The organism is Streptomyces sp. NBC_00859 (assembly GCF_045161865.1).
Lineage (GTDB): Bacteria > Actinomycetota > Actinomycetes > Streptomycetales > Streptomycetaceae > Streptomyces.
On the sequence record NZ_CP108826.1, the window covers coordinates 5,414,587 to 5,429,841 of the forward strand.

11 protein-coding genes are annotated in these 15,255 nt (G+C 70.5%); all 11 read right to left on the reverse strand.

The features are described 5' to 3' along the window. Position 1: 1 nt before the first annotated feature. The 11 genes from OG584_RS23720 to OG584_RS23770 all read right to left on the reverse strand — a co-directional run bounded on the left by OG584_RS23720 (position 2) and on the right by OG584_RS23770 (position 15,170). Positions 2-2,683, reverse strand: a complete 2,682-nt coding sequence (locus tag OG584_RS23720; protein WP_405780741.1) for a tetratricopeptide repeat protein — start codon at positions 2,681-2,683, stop codon at positions 2-4. Between the two features lie 10 nt (positions 2,684-2,693). Then, the gene (locus OG584_RS23725) at positions 2,694-4,031 is read right to left on the reverse strand and encodes a hypothetical protein (protein WP_405780742.1); all 1,338 of its coding nucleotides are present in this window, start codon (positions 4,029-4,031) and stop codon (positions 2,694-2,696) included. Between the two features lie 75 nt (positions 4,032-4,106). Then, positions 4,107-5,078 carry a glutamate ABC transporter substrate-binding protein gene (locus OG584_RS23730; RefSeq protein ID WP_405784244.1) on the reverse strand — a complete coding sequence of 324 codons (972 nt, stop codon included), beginning with the start codon at positions 5,076-5,078 and terminating at the stop codon, positions 4,107-4,109. 62 nt (positions 5,079-5,140) lie between these two features. After that, positions 5,141-6,571 (reverse strand): hypothetical protein, encoded by a 1,431-nt coding sequence (locus OG584_RS23735; RefSeq protein WP_405780743.1) that lies wholly within the window; start codon positions 6,569-6,571, stop codon positions 5,141-5,143. Between the two features lie 438 nt (positions 6,572-7,009). Beyond that, positions 7,010-8,059 (reverse strand): N-acetylglucosamine kinase, encoded by a 1,050-nt coding sequence (locus OG584_RS23740; protein ID WP_405780745.1) that lies wholly within the window; start codon positions 8,057-8,059, stop codon positions 7,010-7,012. Then, positions 8,050-9,315, reverse strand: coding sequence for a 6-phospho-beta-glucosidase (locus OG584_RS23745; protein ID WP_405780746.1), 1,266 nt, complete (start codon positions 9,313-9,315; stop codon positions 8,050-8,052). The genes OG584_RS23740 and OG584_RS23745 overlap by 10 nt, the downstream gene beginning before the upstream one ends. 5 nt (positions 9,316-9,320) lie before the next feature. After that, positions 9,321-10,217, reverse strand: coding sequence for a carbohydrate ABC transporter permease (locus tag OG584_RS23750; RefSeq protein ID WP_405780747.1), 897 nt, complete (start codon positions 10,215-10,217; stop codon positions 9,321-9,323). 5 nt (positions 10,218-10,222) lie between these two features. Beyond that, positions 10,223-11,164: a carbohydrate ABC transporter permease gene (locus OG584_RS23755; RefSeq protein ID WP_405780748.1), complete on the reverse strand. Its 942-nt coding sequence runs from the start codon at positions 11,162-11,164 to the stop codon at positions 10,223-10,225. Between the two features lie 7 nt (positions 11,165-11,171). Continuing rightward, the gene (locus tag OG584_RS23760; protein WP_405780749.1) at positions 11,172-12,506 is read right to left on the reverse strand and encodes an ABC transporter substrate-binding protein; all 1,335 of its coding nucleotides are present in this window, start codon (positions 12,504-12,506) and stop codon (positions 11,172-11,174) included. A gap of 137 nt (positions 12,507-12,643) precedes the next feature. After that, a complete protein-coding gene (locus OG584_RS23765; RefSeq protein WP_405780751.1) occupies positions 12,644-13,852 on the reverse strand; it encodes an ROK family protein in 1,209 nt (402 codons plus the stop codon). Positions 13,853-14,105: 253 nt separating this feature from the next. Beyond that, positions 14,106-15,170 (reverse strand): mechanosensitive ion channel family protein, encoded by a 1,065-nt coding sequence (locus OG584_RS23770; protein ID WP_405784246.1) that lies wholly within the window; start codon positions 15,168-15,170, stop codon positions 14,106-14,108. Between the last annotated feature and the right edge of the window lie 85 nt (positions 15,171-15,255).

Genomic DNA, 15,255 nt, shown 5'->3' on the forward strand with positions numbered 1-15,255 from the left:
TTCACACCCACGTCCGGGGGCGGAAACGGTTGGCCCGCTCCACCAGGTCGATCCTCTCCTCGCCGCGCTGGGCGAGCCGGGCGAGTACCCGGTACGAGCGTTCGAGTCCGAAGCGCAGGCCACGCTCGTCGAGTGGACTGCCGAGCAAGGTGGTGGACTGCACCACCTGCCCGCTCCGGCCTCCGGAGAGTACCCAGTCCAGGGCCGTGCCCAGTACTTCGGTGGTGAGCTGCTCCCGCCGCACGGCGTCGAGACCGAACTGCTGGAGCGCCCCTACCTGCCCTGCGGCCGACCGCAGATCGTCCACCAGGGGGTCGGTCGGGACGCGGCGCCGCAGCCGGGCCCGCACGGCGGCGACACGCGCCGCCGTGTAGTGGATCGAGGCCTCGGGGACCGACTCCAGGGTCCGCACGGCTCCCGTGCGGTCACCGGCCGCGAGCTGCACCCTGGCGAGGCCGAACGCCGCGCTGACGTAGCTGGGGTCGGTCGTCCACACCAGGCGGTAGTACTCCGCCGCGTTGTCCAGCTGGCCGAGCACCTCCGCGCAGACGCCGAGCGCCAGCTTCGGCGCCGGCTCGCCCGGGAACGCGTCGTAGACCGCGTCGAAGGCGAGCGCGGCGGTCTCCCGGTCGCCGGTGACCAGCGAGGCCAGACCGCGATACCAGACGACCCGCCAGTCGTCGGGGTACTCGGTCTCCAGTGCCGCCAGCATCTCGGCCGCGGGGTACGTGTCCCGGTTGTCCAGCAGGGCCCGTGCCCGACGCAGACTGCGCTCCAGGGACGGGACGGGCGCGGACTCCAGCGCGGTGATCAGCTCGCCGGGTGCCGCGGCCATCAGACCCGCCAGGAGCCCGGCGTTCGGGTCGTTCGGGTCGATGCGCGGTACGGGCAGGGCCAGTGCGGTGGCTCCGGCGTCGAGACCGGCGAGGAACTCACCGGACGGACCGGTGGACGGACCGCTGTACAGGCCGGTGGACGGGCCGCCGTACGGGTCCGCCGATGGGCCCGGTTCCGGCGGACGCTGTGCGGGGATGCCGGTCCGGGCGGGCGCGTACGCGGCAGAACCGGCTGCGCTTGCCGCGGTGTCCGGGCCTCTCTCCCGGCCGGCCGGGGCCGCCTTCGGCCCCTTGCGCGATCCCTTACCCGCCGCCCCGCGGCCCAGGGGCAGTTCGCGTGCGCCGAGCAGCGAGACGTCCCCGGTCAGCTCCGCGAAGAGCGAGGTGTCGGTGACCCGCACCTCGGGCCCGAACAGAGTCGACAGCGAAGGCCGCGGCCGCCCGGTCTGAACGGATACGACCTCCCGCAGCACACCGGTCAGCTGCTCCGCCATCTCCGCGGCCGAGGCGAACCTGCGGGCCGGGTCCGGATCCGTGGCCCGCACGAGCAGCCGGTAGAAGGACTCGTACCGCCGGAACACCTCGATGTTGTCCGGATCGGGGAGGCTGTCGACGAAGACATTCGTATAGCCCTGGAAGTCGAACGTCAGCACCGCGAGGGTGCGTGCCACGGTGTACAGGTCGGACGCCACCGAAGGACCCGCCTCGGCGACCTCGGGCGCCTGGTAGCCGACCGTGCCGTAGATGGCTGACTCGTCGTCGTCCATGCGGCGCACCGCACCCATGTCGATGAGCTTCAGCTGGTCCTGCTGCTGTATCGCGTTGTCGACCTTGAAGTCGCAGTACAGCAGCGATCGGCTGTGCAGATGTCCCAGCGCCTCCAGGGCCTCGATCCCGTACGCACAGGCCTGCTCCACCGGCAGCGGATCGCGCCTGCCCGCGGGGCCGCGCCGCTCGTTGGCGATCTCCTTGAGCGACTTCCCGCCCACGTACTCCATGACGATGTAGCCGTCCATGGAACCGGTGCGCTGGTCGAGGTGTTCCACGAAGTTGTAGATGCGAACGATGTTGGAGTGCTCGATCTCGGCGAGGAAGCGCCGCTCCGAGATCGCGGCGGCCATCGCGTCCTGGTCGCCGGTGTCCAGCAGGCCCTTGAGCACCACCCAGCGGTCCGAGACGGCGCGGTCGACAGCGAGATAGACCCAGCCGAGGCCGCCGTGGGCCAGACAGCCCACCACCTCGTACTGCCCGTGCACGATGTCGCCGGTGGTCAGCTTCGGTACGAACGAGTAGGGGTGGCCGCACTTGGTGCAGAACCCCTCCGTGCGTCCGGGGCGCTGACCGCGCGAACGGCCCACCTGGGCACCGCAGTCGGAGCGCGAACAGAACCGCTTGCGCTCGGGCACCTCCGGATCGGCCATCACGGCGGTCTGCGGATCGGGCCGCGGCACATCGGGCACCGAGACGAGACCCGCACCCAGCCTGTTACGGCTCGACGAACCCGCCGACGCCCCTGAGCTGCGCACCGAGACCGAACGCGACGAGGCGCGTCCGGACAGGGACCGCGAGAGCCGCCCGGATACCGACCTGCGCGACGTCGACGACCGGGCGGACGACCTGGCCGACCTGGACGACGTCCCGGAACCGCCGCGTGCCGAAGCGCTGTTGGAACCCACGCTGCTGCCCGCCCGGCCGCCGCCCGCGATCCCGGTCGGCGGTGAGCTCACCAGCCCGCTGGGCGACACCACCGGCGCCAGACCGCACGTGCCGCAGTACAGCTCGCCGCCGCCCATGTCCTCGTAGCTGCCGTCGCAGCCGGGCCGCTGGCACTTCTGCTGTTCGCTCATCCCGCATCCCTCACGCGTTCCCCCTGTGGTCGGTGGGTCCGGGCTGCCGCGGGACCAGGACCTCCGCCGTGGCCTGCTGATAGCGGAGCACCGCCTGCTCGGCGACGCGCAGATCGCACGGCGCGCTCCACAGCATTCTGCGGGCCGCGTCGTACCGCTCGATCAGCAGGGGATCCTCGGCCATCCCGTGCCGGGCGACCTTCGCCTTGTACGCGTCGAGCCGGCCGCGAAGCTCTGCCCGGACGGCGAGTGGCGCGGTGACCGCGGACAACGAGTCGCGGGCTCGCCGCAGTTCGTCATCGGCCTCCCGTTCGAGGGATTCCAGCAGCGGGGACAGCCGGTGCCACTGGGCGTGCCTGCGGTACTCGGCGGCCGCCCGCAGCTGCTCCTGGAGCACCGTCGAAGGGCCGCTGACCGCGGGGACCTCGGACGCCGCGATCTTCGCAAGCACCTCACCGCGCGCCGACCTCGCCTCGGTGAGCGTACGGTCGGCCCGCGTCAGTACGTCCCGCAGCCGCAGCAGCCGCTGCTCGGCGTCCTGGCGCACGGTGAGCACGGCGTCGATCTCGCGGCGGATCTCCTCCAGGGCGCGGGCCGCCCGGTCGTAGCGCCCGGTGTCGGGGCGCCCGCCGCCAGGGGCCGAACTGCCTTGAGTGGGGCGCCAGTAGGACAGCGGATCAGCGATCACCCCGGCGCGCAGATCGGTCAGCTCCTGGGTGATCGACTCCAGGTCGTCGCCCGCCGGGTGCTCACCCGGGCGTACGCCGACCGAATGCGCCAGCGAACGGGTGCGCCCCAGCTCGGCCGCGAGCAGGTCTATCCGGGCGGGCAGCGCGGACCACACCGAGTCCGATGCGACGATCATGTCCAGCGACTCCGCGTACAGACCGTTCATCCGGGTCACCAGCTCTTCGAGCGAGAACCGCTCGGTGAGCCCGGCGGGCCCGGTGAGAGAAGCGGGAAGCTGCGCGGCGTTGCCCGCCAGGACGACACCCCGGCCGCGCAGCACGTCCGTGAGCCCGGCCAGCTCCTCGTGGCCCGGCCAGCGCCGCCGGGAACGGAGCCTGCGGGCCTCCTCCAGTGCCTTCGCGTAGGCGTCGAAGTACGTCCAGAGCGCGGTGATGGACTGCTCGGTGGCGGCCCAGCGGTCCTTGGTCGTCCCGGTCAGCTCAGCGCCTTCGAGGAGCCTGCGCCCGGCGTGATCCTGCAGGGCGAGGAGTGAGGTCTCGATCGCCTCGTGCTCCGCACCGAGCCGTGCCAGTGCATGGTCCACCTCGTCCCGGTCCATCACCGGCCCGGGGGGGCTCCCCGGCCCGCCGGGGCTGGGGACGGAACCCGCGACGCCCATCGATCACCTCTCCGCTGCGTTGTGCCTGTGCCTGTGCTGCCTACAGTGTCAAGTTCTGCCCGTGGCCGCGCCGTTCTACCGGTACTTCGGCGCCGGAGGGCCGGTTATCCCCTTCAGATCCGCCGCCAGCCAGCGCCGGTACGCCTTCATCCAGGGGCTCTCATTACCGCCCTTGCGGTAGTCGACGAGCACCTGGTTGATCCGGCGCACCAGATCGTCGTTGCCCAGTTTCGTGGCCACGCCGTAGTACTCGGTGGTGAAGGGGTCGCCCTTGAGGTCGACGGCCGGGTCCTGAGCCGCCTGGCCGGCGGCCAGGGCGTTGTCCGTGACCACCGCGTCGACCAGGCCCAGTTGCAGCTTGACCAGGCAGTCCAGCTGGTTGGGCACGGTCCGCTGCGCGGTCGCGGTATCGGCGAAGACCGCGCCGTACGACTTGGCCTTCAGCGCGTCGTACGCCGTCGAACCGGTCGCCGTGCAGACCTTCCTGCCCTTGAGCGTGTCGTTGTACCCGGTGATCGGGGAGCCCTTGGGGGCGAGAACCTGCTGGCCGGCCTGGAAGTACGCGGTCGAGAAAGCGGCTTGCTTGATCCGCTCGCAGTTGACCGTCATCGTCCGCACGACGATGTCGACCTTGCCCTCCTGCAGTGCCTCGATGCGCTGGTTGGTCGGGATGGCGCGGTAGGTGACCTTGCTCTCGCTGCCCAGGATGTTCTTCGCGATGGCCCGGACAAGAGCGATGTCGAAGCCGTCCAGCCTGCCGGTGGCCGGATCGCGGTACCCCCAGCGGAAGCTGTTCTGGTCGACGCCGACGACCAGGTGCCCGGCCTTCTTGATCCTGTCGATGGTGGGCCCGTCGGCGCTCGACGGCTGAAGGCTCGCCTCCGGGTCCGTGCAGGTCTCCGCCTTCGCGGGCACGGCGCCCGGGGCCTTCGCGGGCGGCGCCTGCGCCAACGGGCGACCGCCCGGCCGTGCCCCGTCGCCGGAGCCGCCGCCCAGGACGAGCGGGAGCATGGTCGCGGCCGCTGTCAGCCCGCACGCCGCGGCCATCGCTGTGACGCCGCCCCAGCCACGGAATCTGCCGGTCCTCGGATTCAGCACGCTGCCCCTCCTCACCTGTACTCCGAAAGCCTGCGGCTGATTCCCAGCCCCGCGGCCGCGGCACCCAGCACGGCCAGCACCGCCGCGCCCACCGGGAGACCGGCCAGCGCGCCCCGGCCGTCCGTCGCGGCGCGGGTGAACTCCGTCTGCTCATGGCCGATCGCCCGGTCCAGTTCCGAGTCCACCTGGTCGAAGGACTGGCCGGTGGAGCCGGTGCCGCCGATGACCTGCTTCAGCGCGTCGTCGTAGTCACCGCTGTCGTCCGTTCGGCGTGCTGCGGCGTGCCGGTCCTTCCAGGTGGCGACGTCCTTCACCGCGGCGGCCACCGGACTGCCGCCGGCGCTGTCGTCGGCCAGAGCCTTCGCCTTGTCGAGCCCGCTGACCAGGGCGGCCATGTCCTTGGTGTAGTCGAACTCGTACTGGTCGTGCTTGCCGTCCTTGGTCAGCACGGATCCCCGCGAGACCAGGGTGAGGTTCTCGTTGGAGCGGGCCTTGAGCGAGCTGATACGCGCGTCGTTCAGCACCTTCAGTGACTCCTGGCCGCTCGTCCGCGACGTGTGCAGGTCCGCCCCGGCGACCAGATGCCCGGCCACCAGCCACAGCATCACCACCACGGATGCGGCGGAGGCGGCCAGCAGGCCCTGGTTGAACACCCGGTTGGTCCGCAGGTAGTCGCGCCGCTGGACGTAGAGGAGGCCGGCCAGCGCCAGGATCCCCGCCGCCGTGCCGAAGTACGGCCACAGTGCGGCCGAGTCGTAGTCGTCGTACAGCTTGCCCGTCTCCGCTTCGTACAGCTTCTCCGCGGCCGGCAGCAGCAGGGTGCTCATCTGCTGGTTGGCGTACCGCAGGTAGGCGCCGCCGAGGGGCAGCCCCTGCCGGTTGTTGGCGCGGGCGCGCTCCACCAGCCCCGTGTAGCGCGGCAGCTGTTCGTTGAGCTGGGCGATCTGGCGGCCGGACTCGGACGAACTGCCCGTGTGGGAGGCGGCCTTCACCAGCAGCCGGGAGGCCGTCGCGATGTCGGTGTCGTACCGGTCGTGGACATCCGCCGGCTCCTGGGAGCCCGCCAGGAAGCCGCTCGCCGCCGCGGTGTCCGCATCGGCCAGCGAGCGGTAGATGTTCGCTGCGTCCGCGCTCAGGGGCTGGCTGCGGCTCACCACGTCGTCGGCGGAGGCCGCCCGGTCCGAGATCTCGAAGGCGGTCACCGCGCCGAAGGCGACGACCAGCACGGCCACCAGTGTTCCCATGAGCCACAGCCGGCCGGGCTCGGTGGTCGCCGCGGCGCGCAGCCGGTCCCGGGATCCGGCACGGGCGCTGCGCGGTACGGGCGCTGCGGGTGCCTGTGCGGGCGGCGCGGGAACCGGCCCGCGCGCGGGCGGCACGGGCGGAGGCGCCTGCGCGGGCGGCGGGCCCTGCGCTGTGCCCCCGTTCGGCGGGTGTACCACTTGACCTCCCCCTCGGTCGTGGAGCTCGCGGACACGAACTCCCGGTCATCAGCCCCTCGGCCGCCGACCTTTCAGCCACGGACTCGTCGATCACGGGCCCCGCGCGCGGCCCCCTGCGCACGGGGGCCTACGAGTAGCAGGACCCCCTGAGCACAGACCCCCTGAGCACAGAACTCATGAGCATAGAACGCCATGAGCACGGCACCCATGGCCCGTACTCATCAGCCCCTTGCACGCGGCCGGTTGCCCGCCCTCCCCGGCGGGGGAGGACAAGTACCCGGCCAGCAGTATGGCCGCAGGGACCGGTACACACACCGGGATTGGCTGGATCTTGATCGACCTGTGCCCGCCGGGCCCCGTGCCCTCCCCACCTTGAATACGCCGCGGGGATCAATTCGGTTCCCGTTCGAGGCACGCCGCCCGGGTGTCACCCGCACCTCAGGCGTACTCCTCCCGCACCCGCGCATAGGACTCGGCGGGGGCCGCGGCCCGGTCCAGCCCCAGCAGGGCGGCGCCGAGCACGGGAGAGACCGACACCACACGCGGCACGGCCTTCGGAGCGCGATCGGCCAGCAGCTGCCGGATTCGGCCGTCCAACTGCGGGTGCTGTGCGGCCAGTACGCTCCCTCCCAGCAGCACCGGGGTCTCCACGTCCAGCAGACCGAGCCTGCCGAGTGCCACAGTGGCGAGCGACACGACCTCCTCGGCCTGCCGCTCGACGACCGACCGGGCGATCGGGTCCCCGGCCGCCGCGGTCGCGAAGAGGACCGGAACCAGTTCGTGCTTGCGCCCGCCCGGGATGCGGCCCAGATGCAGCGCCTCGATCACGGCGTACATCGTCGGCAGTCCGAAGTGGGCGGGCACGGTGCGCACCAGCTCGGTCGCCCCGCCGCGCCCGTCCTCGGCGCGCGCCGCATGCCACAGCGCTTCATCGGCCAGGCCGCTGCCGCCTCCCCAGTCGCCGGAGATCCGGCCGATCGCGGGGAAGCGGGCGGTCCGTCCGTCGGGGGTCATCCCGACACAGTTGATACCGGCACCGCACACGACGGCCACTCCGCGCGGTTCGTCGACGCCCGCGCGCAGGATCGCGAAGGTGTCGTTGCGTACGGCGACCTCGGGTGCCCAGCAACGCGCCTCTATCGCCGCGGCCAGCTCCCGCTCCTCGGCCGGCAGATCGGCGTTGGCCAGACACGCGGAGACGAATGAGGCGTACGGCGGAGCCCCCCGGTCCCGTGCGTCCGCGGCGGTGGCGCCGAAGCCGCCCCCTGCCGCCACCGGCACACCGGCCCGTGCGCCGGCGGCCGCGTCGGCGACGGCCGCCTCCACCGCGGCGGCCAGCACGTCCACCGCCGCCTCGACCCCCACCACCGGCGGCTGGAAGCCACCGGAGCGGCCCCGGCCCAGGACGGTGCCGTCCGCCGCGATGACGGCCACGTCCGTCTTGCTGTTGCCGGCGTCGATCGCCAGCACACTTGCTGTCAGGCCCACGCGAAGTGCTCCCGGTTGTGCGCGACGAGCTTGTCCGTCAGCTCGTCGGCGTACGCGTACTGCCCGATCAGCGGGTGGGCGAGGAGCGCCCGGAAGACCCGGTCCCGGCCGCCTCGCAGCGCGGCTTCCAGAGCGAGGTCCTCGTACGCCGTGACGTTCGCGACGAGCCCTGCGTACAGCGGGTCGAGCGCGGGCACGGCCAGCGGCGCCGCGCCGCCGGCGTCCACCGTCGCCTGCACCTCGATCACGGCGTCGTCCGGGAGGAAGGGCAGGGTGCCGTTGTTGTACGTGTTGACGACCTGGTACTGCGATCCCCCGGCCCCGAGCAGGGACGACGCGAGGTCGACCGCCGCCTCCGAGTAGAAGGCGCCGCCCCGCTTGGCCAGCAGAGCGGGCTTCTCGTCCAGCTTCGGATCGCCGTACATGGCGAGGAGTTCCTTCTCCATCGCGGCGACCTCGGCGGCCCGAGACGGCTTGCTCCCCAGTTCCCTGACGACCTCGTCGTGCGCGTAGAAGTAACGCAGGTAGTAGGACGGCACCACACCCAGCCGGTCCACGACCGAGCGTGGCAGGTGCAGGTCGCCGGCTATGGCGTCACCGTGCTCGGCGAGCAGCTTCGGGAGGACGTCCTCGCCGTCGGGGCCGCCCAGCCGGACACCCAGCTCCCAGGAGAGGTGGTTGAGCCCGACGTGGTTGAGGAACACCTCCGACGGTGCGACATCGAGGTGTGCGGCGAACTTCCGCTGGAAGCCGATGGCCACGTTGCAGAGCCCGACGGCCTTGTGCCCGGCCTGGAGCAGTGCCCGGGTGACGATGCCCACCGGGTTGGTGAAGTCGATGATCCAGGCGTCCGGGTTGGTGCGCCGTACGCGCTCGGCGATGTCCAGTACCACCGGCACCGTGCGCATCGCCTTGGCGAGGCCGCCCGCGCCGGTGGTCTCCTGCCCGACGCAACCGCACTCCAGCGGCCAGGTCTCGTCCTGCTGCCGGGCGGCCTGGCCGCCGACGCGCAGCTGGAGCAGGACCGCGTCGGCGCCGGCGACCCCCGCGTCGACGTCCTGCGTCGTCGTGATGACGCCCGGGTGCCCCTGCTTGGCGAAGATGCGCCGGGCGAGGCCGCCCACCAGTTCAAGACGGTCGGCCGCGGGATCGACGAGCACCAGCTCACTGATCGGCAGTGTGTCCCGCAACCGCGCGAATCCGTCGATCAGTTCGGGCGTGTACGTGGACCCGCCCCCCACTACTGCGAGCTTCATTTCAGCTAACCCTTCACTCCGGTCAGTGTGACGCCCTCGACGAAGGCCTTCTGTGCGAAGAAGAAGACGAGGATCACAGGGGCCATGACCAGGACGGTCGCGGCCATGGTCAGATTCCAGTCGGTATGGTGTGCGCCCTTGAAGGACTCCAGGCCGTACGAGAGCGTCCAGGCGGCCGAGTTCTCCGAGGTGTAGATCTGCGGGCCGAAGTAGTCGTTCCAGGCGTAGAAGAACTGGAAGAGCGCGACGGCGGCGATCCCCGGCCTGGCCATCGGGACGATGACCTTCAGCAGCGTGCGGAATTCACCGCAGCCGTCGACCTTGGCCGCGTCGATGTACTCGTTGGGGATCGTCAGCAGGAACTGCCGCAGCAGGAAGATGGAGAACGCGTCACCGAACGCCATTGGGATGATCAGCGGCCAGAGCGTGCCCGACAGGTCCAGCTGCTTCGCCCAGAACAGGTACATCGGGATGATGACGACCTGCGGCGGCAGCATCATCATCGAGATGACGAGCATCAGCGACAGATGCCGTCCGCGGAAGCGGAACTTGGCGAGCGCGTACGCGACGGGCAGTGACGACACCACGGTCAGCACGGTGCCGAGACCCGCGTACAGCAGGGTGTTCCGCCACCAGGTCAGGAAGCCCGGGGTGTCGAAGACCCTGCGGTAGTTGGACCACTCGAAGGTGTGCGGCCACAGGTCGCGGGTGAGGGTCTGCTGGTCGCTCATCAGCGAGGTGAGGATGACGAAGACGAAGGGCAGCACGAAGAAGAGCGCCGCCGCCACGCCCAGGGCGTGCACGGCGATCCAGTGCAGCAGGGCCCTGCGGCGGGCGGTCCGTCCGGCGTCGTCCGCCTGGGCGCGGGCCGGCGGGCCGGCGACGTGGGTGAGCTGTGTCATGAGGGTCAGTCACCTGCCTGTACGAGCCCGCTGCGGCGCCGCATCAGCAGTGCGGTGAACGCCATGGCCAGGGCGAAGAGGACGAGCGCGACCACGCACGCGGAGCCGTAGTCGAAGCGCTGGAAGCCGAGCGTGTAGACGAGCTGTGGCAGGGTCAGCGTGGACTTGTCGGGGAAGCCGGGCGAGAACTGCTGCCCGGAGCCACCGATGATGCCCGATGCGACCTTCCCGGCGACCAGGGGCTGTGTGTAGTACTGCATTGCCTGGATCACCCCGGTGACCACGGCGAACATGATGATCGGCGAGATGTTCGGCAGCGTCACGAAGCGGAAGCGCTGCACCGCGGACGCGCCGTCCAGCTCCGCCGCCTCGTACTGCTCCTTCGGTACGTCGAGGAGGGCCGCCATGAAGATCACCATCAGGTCGCCGATGCCCCACACCGCGAGCATGGTGAGCGCGGGCTTCGACCAGGTGGCGTCGGTGAACCAGCCGGGTGTCGGCAACCCGATGTCACCGAGGATCGAGTTGACGGGCCCGGTCCCCGGGTTGAGCAGGAAGACGAAGGCCAGCGTCGCGGCGACCGGCGGGGCCAGGTACGGCAGATAGAAGAGGGTCCGGAAGATCCCGGCACCGGTCTTGATCTTCGTGATCAGCATCCCGATGCCGAGCCCGAACACCACCCGGCAGGTGACCATCACCAGCACCAGCCACAGGGTGTTGCGCATCGCGGGCCAGAAGTCCGGGTAGTCGCTGAAGACATACGTCCAGTTCGTCAGGCCGTTGAACGCCGGGGCCTTGAAGCCGTCGTACTTCGTGAACGAGAAGTAGACGGTCGAGACCAGCGGGTAGACGAAGAAGAGACAGAACCCGATGAGCCAGGGCGACATGAAGGCTGCCGTGCGCAGCGCCGCGCGGCGGCGCTTGGAGCGCGGGGTGTACGTGGTCATGGCGAGGCTACTTCGCCTTCTCGTTGTCCTTGTCGATCTGCGAGGCGGTCTTCCGCAGACCGGCCTCCAGATCCTTCGACCTGCCGGACTCGAAGTCGTATCCGAAGTCCTGGAGCGTCGTCTGGTAGGTGCCGCCGTTGACCGACGGAGGCGTGGTGTTGGACCGCGGGTTCCGGGCGATGTCCAGGAACGTCTTCAGCCGCGGGTCGAACTTCAGCTCCGGCGACTTGAGCGCGGCCAGTGTGGACGGGATGTTGTGGATGTCGTTGGCGAAGTCCACGACCGCGTCGGTGTCGGTGGTGATGTACTTCACGAACTCCCAGGAGGCGTTCTGCTTCTTGCTGGTGGACGCGATGCCGGCGATCGTGCCGGTGATGTAGCCCTTGCCGTACGAGTCGGCCTGGTCGTCGGGTACCGGCAGCGGCGCGACGCCGATGTCCACCTTCGACTTGGCGTCCTGGGCCATCCCGAGCCGCCACTCACCGTCGACCTGCATGGCGACCTGGCCGGTCTGGAACGGGTGCTTGGCGCCCCACTCGTCACCGAAGCCGGCCCGGTACTTCTCCAGCTTGCCGAAGCCGCCCAGCTTCTTCACCAGGCCTTGCTGCCAGTTGAACATCTTCGCGAAAGCGGGGTCCTCGGCGATATCGGACTTGCCGTCCCTGCCCACGTACGTGGGGCTCCACTGCGCCACCATGTGGCTGGGCGTCGACTCGTATCCGTGGAAGGTCGGCATGAAGCCGAGCTGCTGGTACGAGTCGCCCTGGGACTTCGTCAGCTTGACGGCGTCCCGGTCGAACTCGGTCCAGGTCCTGGGTGGGGCGGTGATCCCTGCCGCCTTGAAGGCGCCCTTGTTGTAGTAGAGCGCGTACGCGTCGCTGAGCAGCGGGAGCGTGCAGCGCACACCGTTGAACTGGGTGTAGTCCTGGAGCGGCTTGGAGAAGGTCTTGTCCAGGTCGATCCCCGACTTCGCCAGGAACGGCTTGAGATCCGCGAAGGCCCCGGACGAGCAGAACTTGCCGACGTTGTCGGTGGTGAAGGAGGAGACGACGTCCGGTGCGTTCGAACCACCGGCCCGCAGGGCCTGGTTGATCTTGTCATCGGTCATGTTGCCGACGACCTTCACCTTGATGTTCGGGTGGACCCTCTCGAAGCGGTCGACGTCCGCCTGCACCGCCTTGACCTCGCTCGCGGCGCTCCAGCCGTGCCAGAAGGTGATGGTGGTCCTCGCGTTGGCGTCGTCGTTGGCCCCGCCCTGGCTCTGGCCCGTACAGGCCGATGCGAGCAGAGTCATGGAAGCGGCAGCGACGACGGCCGTGGCCAGCCGGCGGTTTCTGGGCATGACGGAATCTCCCTCTGGCGGATCTGGGGCTGTACGGGGGTACGCGCGGTTGCTGCTCGTGGAGGCACTCGGGGACGTGCGGAGCGCCGGGAATCGAAGGGTGCGAAGCCGGAACGGGCCGGCCCGGCCCCGCGGGGTCAGTGGGCGGAGGTGTCGAAGACCTCGTCGCGGGTGGTGACGAGGGCGCTCTCCAACGCCCCGCGCAGAACGGGCTGTTCCTGTACGGAACCGAGGACGAGCCGGGGCCGGGACGCGGCCAGTTCGGCCAGCTCGCGCTGGACGAGTTCGCGCAGCGGCTCGCCGCCCGCCACCATCAGCCGGCCGGAGAGGACGAGGAGTTCGGGGTCGAGTACGGCCACCAGCGAGGCGAGGCCGGTGGCCACCGCGGTCGCGAAAACCTCCAGGAGATGCCGGTACGGGCCCTCGGTGGCCTGTGAGGCCTCGGCGATCAGGCCGCTCGCCACCTCGGTGTGCGAACCGCTGCCTACGTTGTCGATGCCGAGCCCCCTGGCCAGCCTGGCCAGCGCCTGGGATCCGGCGAGCTCCTGGAAGCCGCCGGCATTGGCCTTGGTCACCTGGCGCACCAGCGGGGCGCCAGGCACCGGCATGAAACCGACCTCGCCCGCGCCGCCGGTGAAGCCGCGGTGCAGCCGGCCGCCGAGGACCACGGCGGCGCCGACGCCCTCCTCGTTCCAGAGCAGTACGAAGTCGTCGTGTCCGCGGGCGGCGCCCAGACGCTGTTCAGCGACGGCGGCCAGGTTGACGTCGTTCTCGTATTCGACGGGCATCGGCAGTGCGGCCGCCAGCTCGTCGAGCAGCGTGGGGGAGTGCCAGCCGGGCAGATGGGAGGCGTACCGCAGCCGCCCGGTGTTCGGGTCGAAGGCGCCGGGGGTCCCGATCACCACGCGCCGTACATCGGCCCGCACCAGACCGGCGGCCTTCGCGGCGCCGTCCAGGGCGTCGGTGACCTGTCGGACGACCCCGCCGCCGCGTCTGCCGGGGGTCGCGATACGGAACTCGCCGACCGTGCGTCCGGTGATGTCCGCGACGGCGGCCCGGATGCGCTGCGGGTCCACATCGATCCCGGCGGCGTGGCCGGCCGCGGCGTTGACCGCGTAGAGCTGTGCGCTGGGGCCTGGGCGGCCCTCACTGGTACCGGTGGCCACCACGAGCCCGGCGGCCTCCAGACGGGCCAGCAGCTGAGATGCGGTCGGCTTGGACAGTCCGGTCAGCTTGCCGATCTTGGTGCGCGAGAGCGGACCGTGTTCGAGCAGCAGGTCGAGGGCGGCCCGGTCGTTCATCGCCCGCAGAACGCGTGGGGTTCCTGGAGTCGTGCCACCGGCCATGTCGTACGCACCTGCCCCTCGTACCACTGTTAGGAAAGTTTCCAATTCGGTGGAAGGAACGTAGGCCGCAGGTCAGCCGGGCGTCAATGGGCCGCCCCGGTCCGGCAACCAAAGCGTTACCTGGACGGCTGCCCGGACACACGGAACGAGCGCCCCGCGTGACGCGGGGCGCTCATCTCCACGGGGAGCGGACGGTCGTGGTGCGGACGGCGGACAGGGGCGGATCGGGGGGAACCGTCGCCGCTTCGGGGCGCTACTTCGCGAGGTTCTGCGGGGGGATCGGCGAAGCGGCGAGAGACTGCGGTGAAGTCGGGCTGGCCAGCGCCGAGGGGGCCGCCGTGGACGCCGCGGAGTCGACCGGGGGTTCCACCGTGTCGACCGCGACCGGGCCGCCCACCACGTGGATGCCGGCCTCGTCCAGCGCGATCTTGAGGCGCCAGCGCAGCTCGCGCTCCACACCCAGGGCCTTGCCCGGCATGGTCTTGGCGGAGAGCCTGATGACCATCGAGTCCAGCAGCACGGAGTCCAGGCCCAGGATCTCGACCGGGCTCCAGAGCTGCTCGTTCCACGGCTCGTCCTTGGCCAGGTCCCGCGCGACCTCGCTGATCACCTCGCGCAGCCGCTCCAGGTTCTCGGTGGGCTTGACCTGCACGTCCACGGCGGCCGTCGCCCAGCCCTGGCTGAGGTTGCCGATCCGCTTGATCTCGCCGTTGCGCACGTACCAGATCGCACCGTTGTCGCCGCGCAGCTTCGTCACCCGCAGCCCGACCTCGATGACCTCACCGGACGCGACACCGGCGTCGATGCTGTCCCCGACGCCGTACTGGTCTTCCATGATCATGAAGACGCCGGAGAGGAAGTCCGTGACCAGATTGCGCGCACCGAACCCGATCGCGACACCCGCGACTCCGGCGGAGGCCAGCAGGGGAGCCAGATCGATCTTCAGTGTGGAGAGCACCATCAGGGCCGCGGTGCCGAGGATCACGAAGGACGCGACCGAGCGCAGCACCGAGCCGATGGCCTCGGAGCGCTGGCGGCGGCGCTCCTGGTTGACCAGCAGGCCGCCGAGCGCGGTGCCCTCGACAGCCGTCGCGCTGCGGTTCATGTGCTCTATCAGCCGGGTGAGCGCCCGCCGGACGAGAGCACGCAGCACGGTGGCGATGACCAGGACCAGGACGATCCGCAGGCCTATCGACAGCCAGGTGGACCAGTTCTGCTGCACCCAGTCGGCTGCATTGGTCGCGGAGTTCTGAGCGTTGTCGAGCGTGTCGGCCGTAGCGGTCCGAGAGCTGTCACCTGTCGCTAGGGACCAGGTCACGGCGTGCACGGCGTTCACAGCAGAAACCTCCAGGGAAGCGGGCAGAACCTCCACACTAACGGCGCAACACGGCCGCATCCGCCGC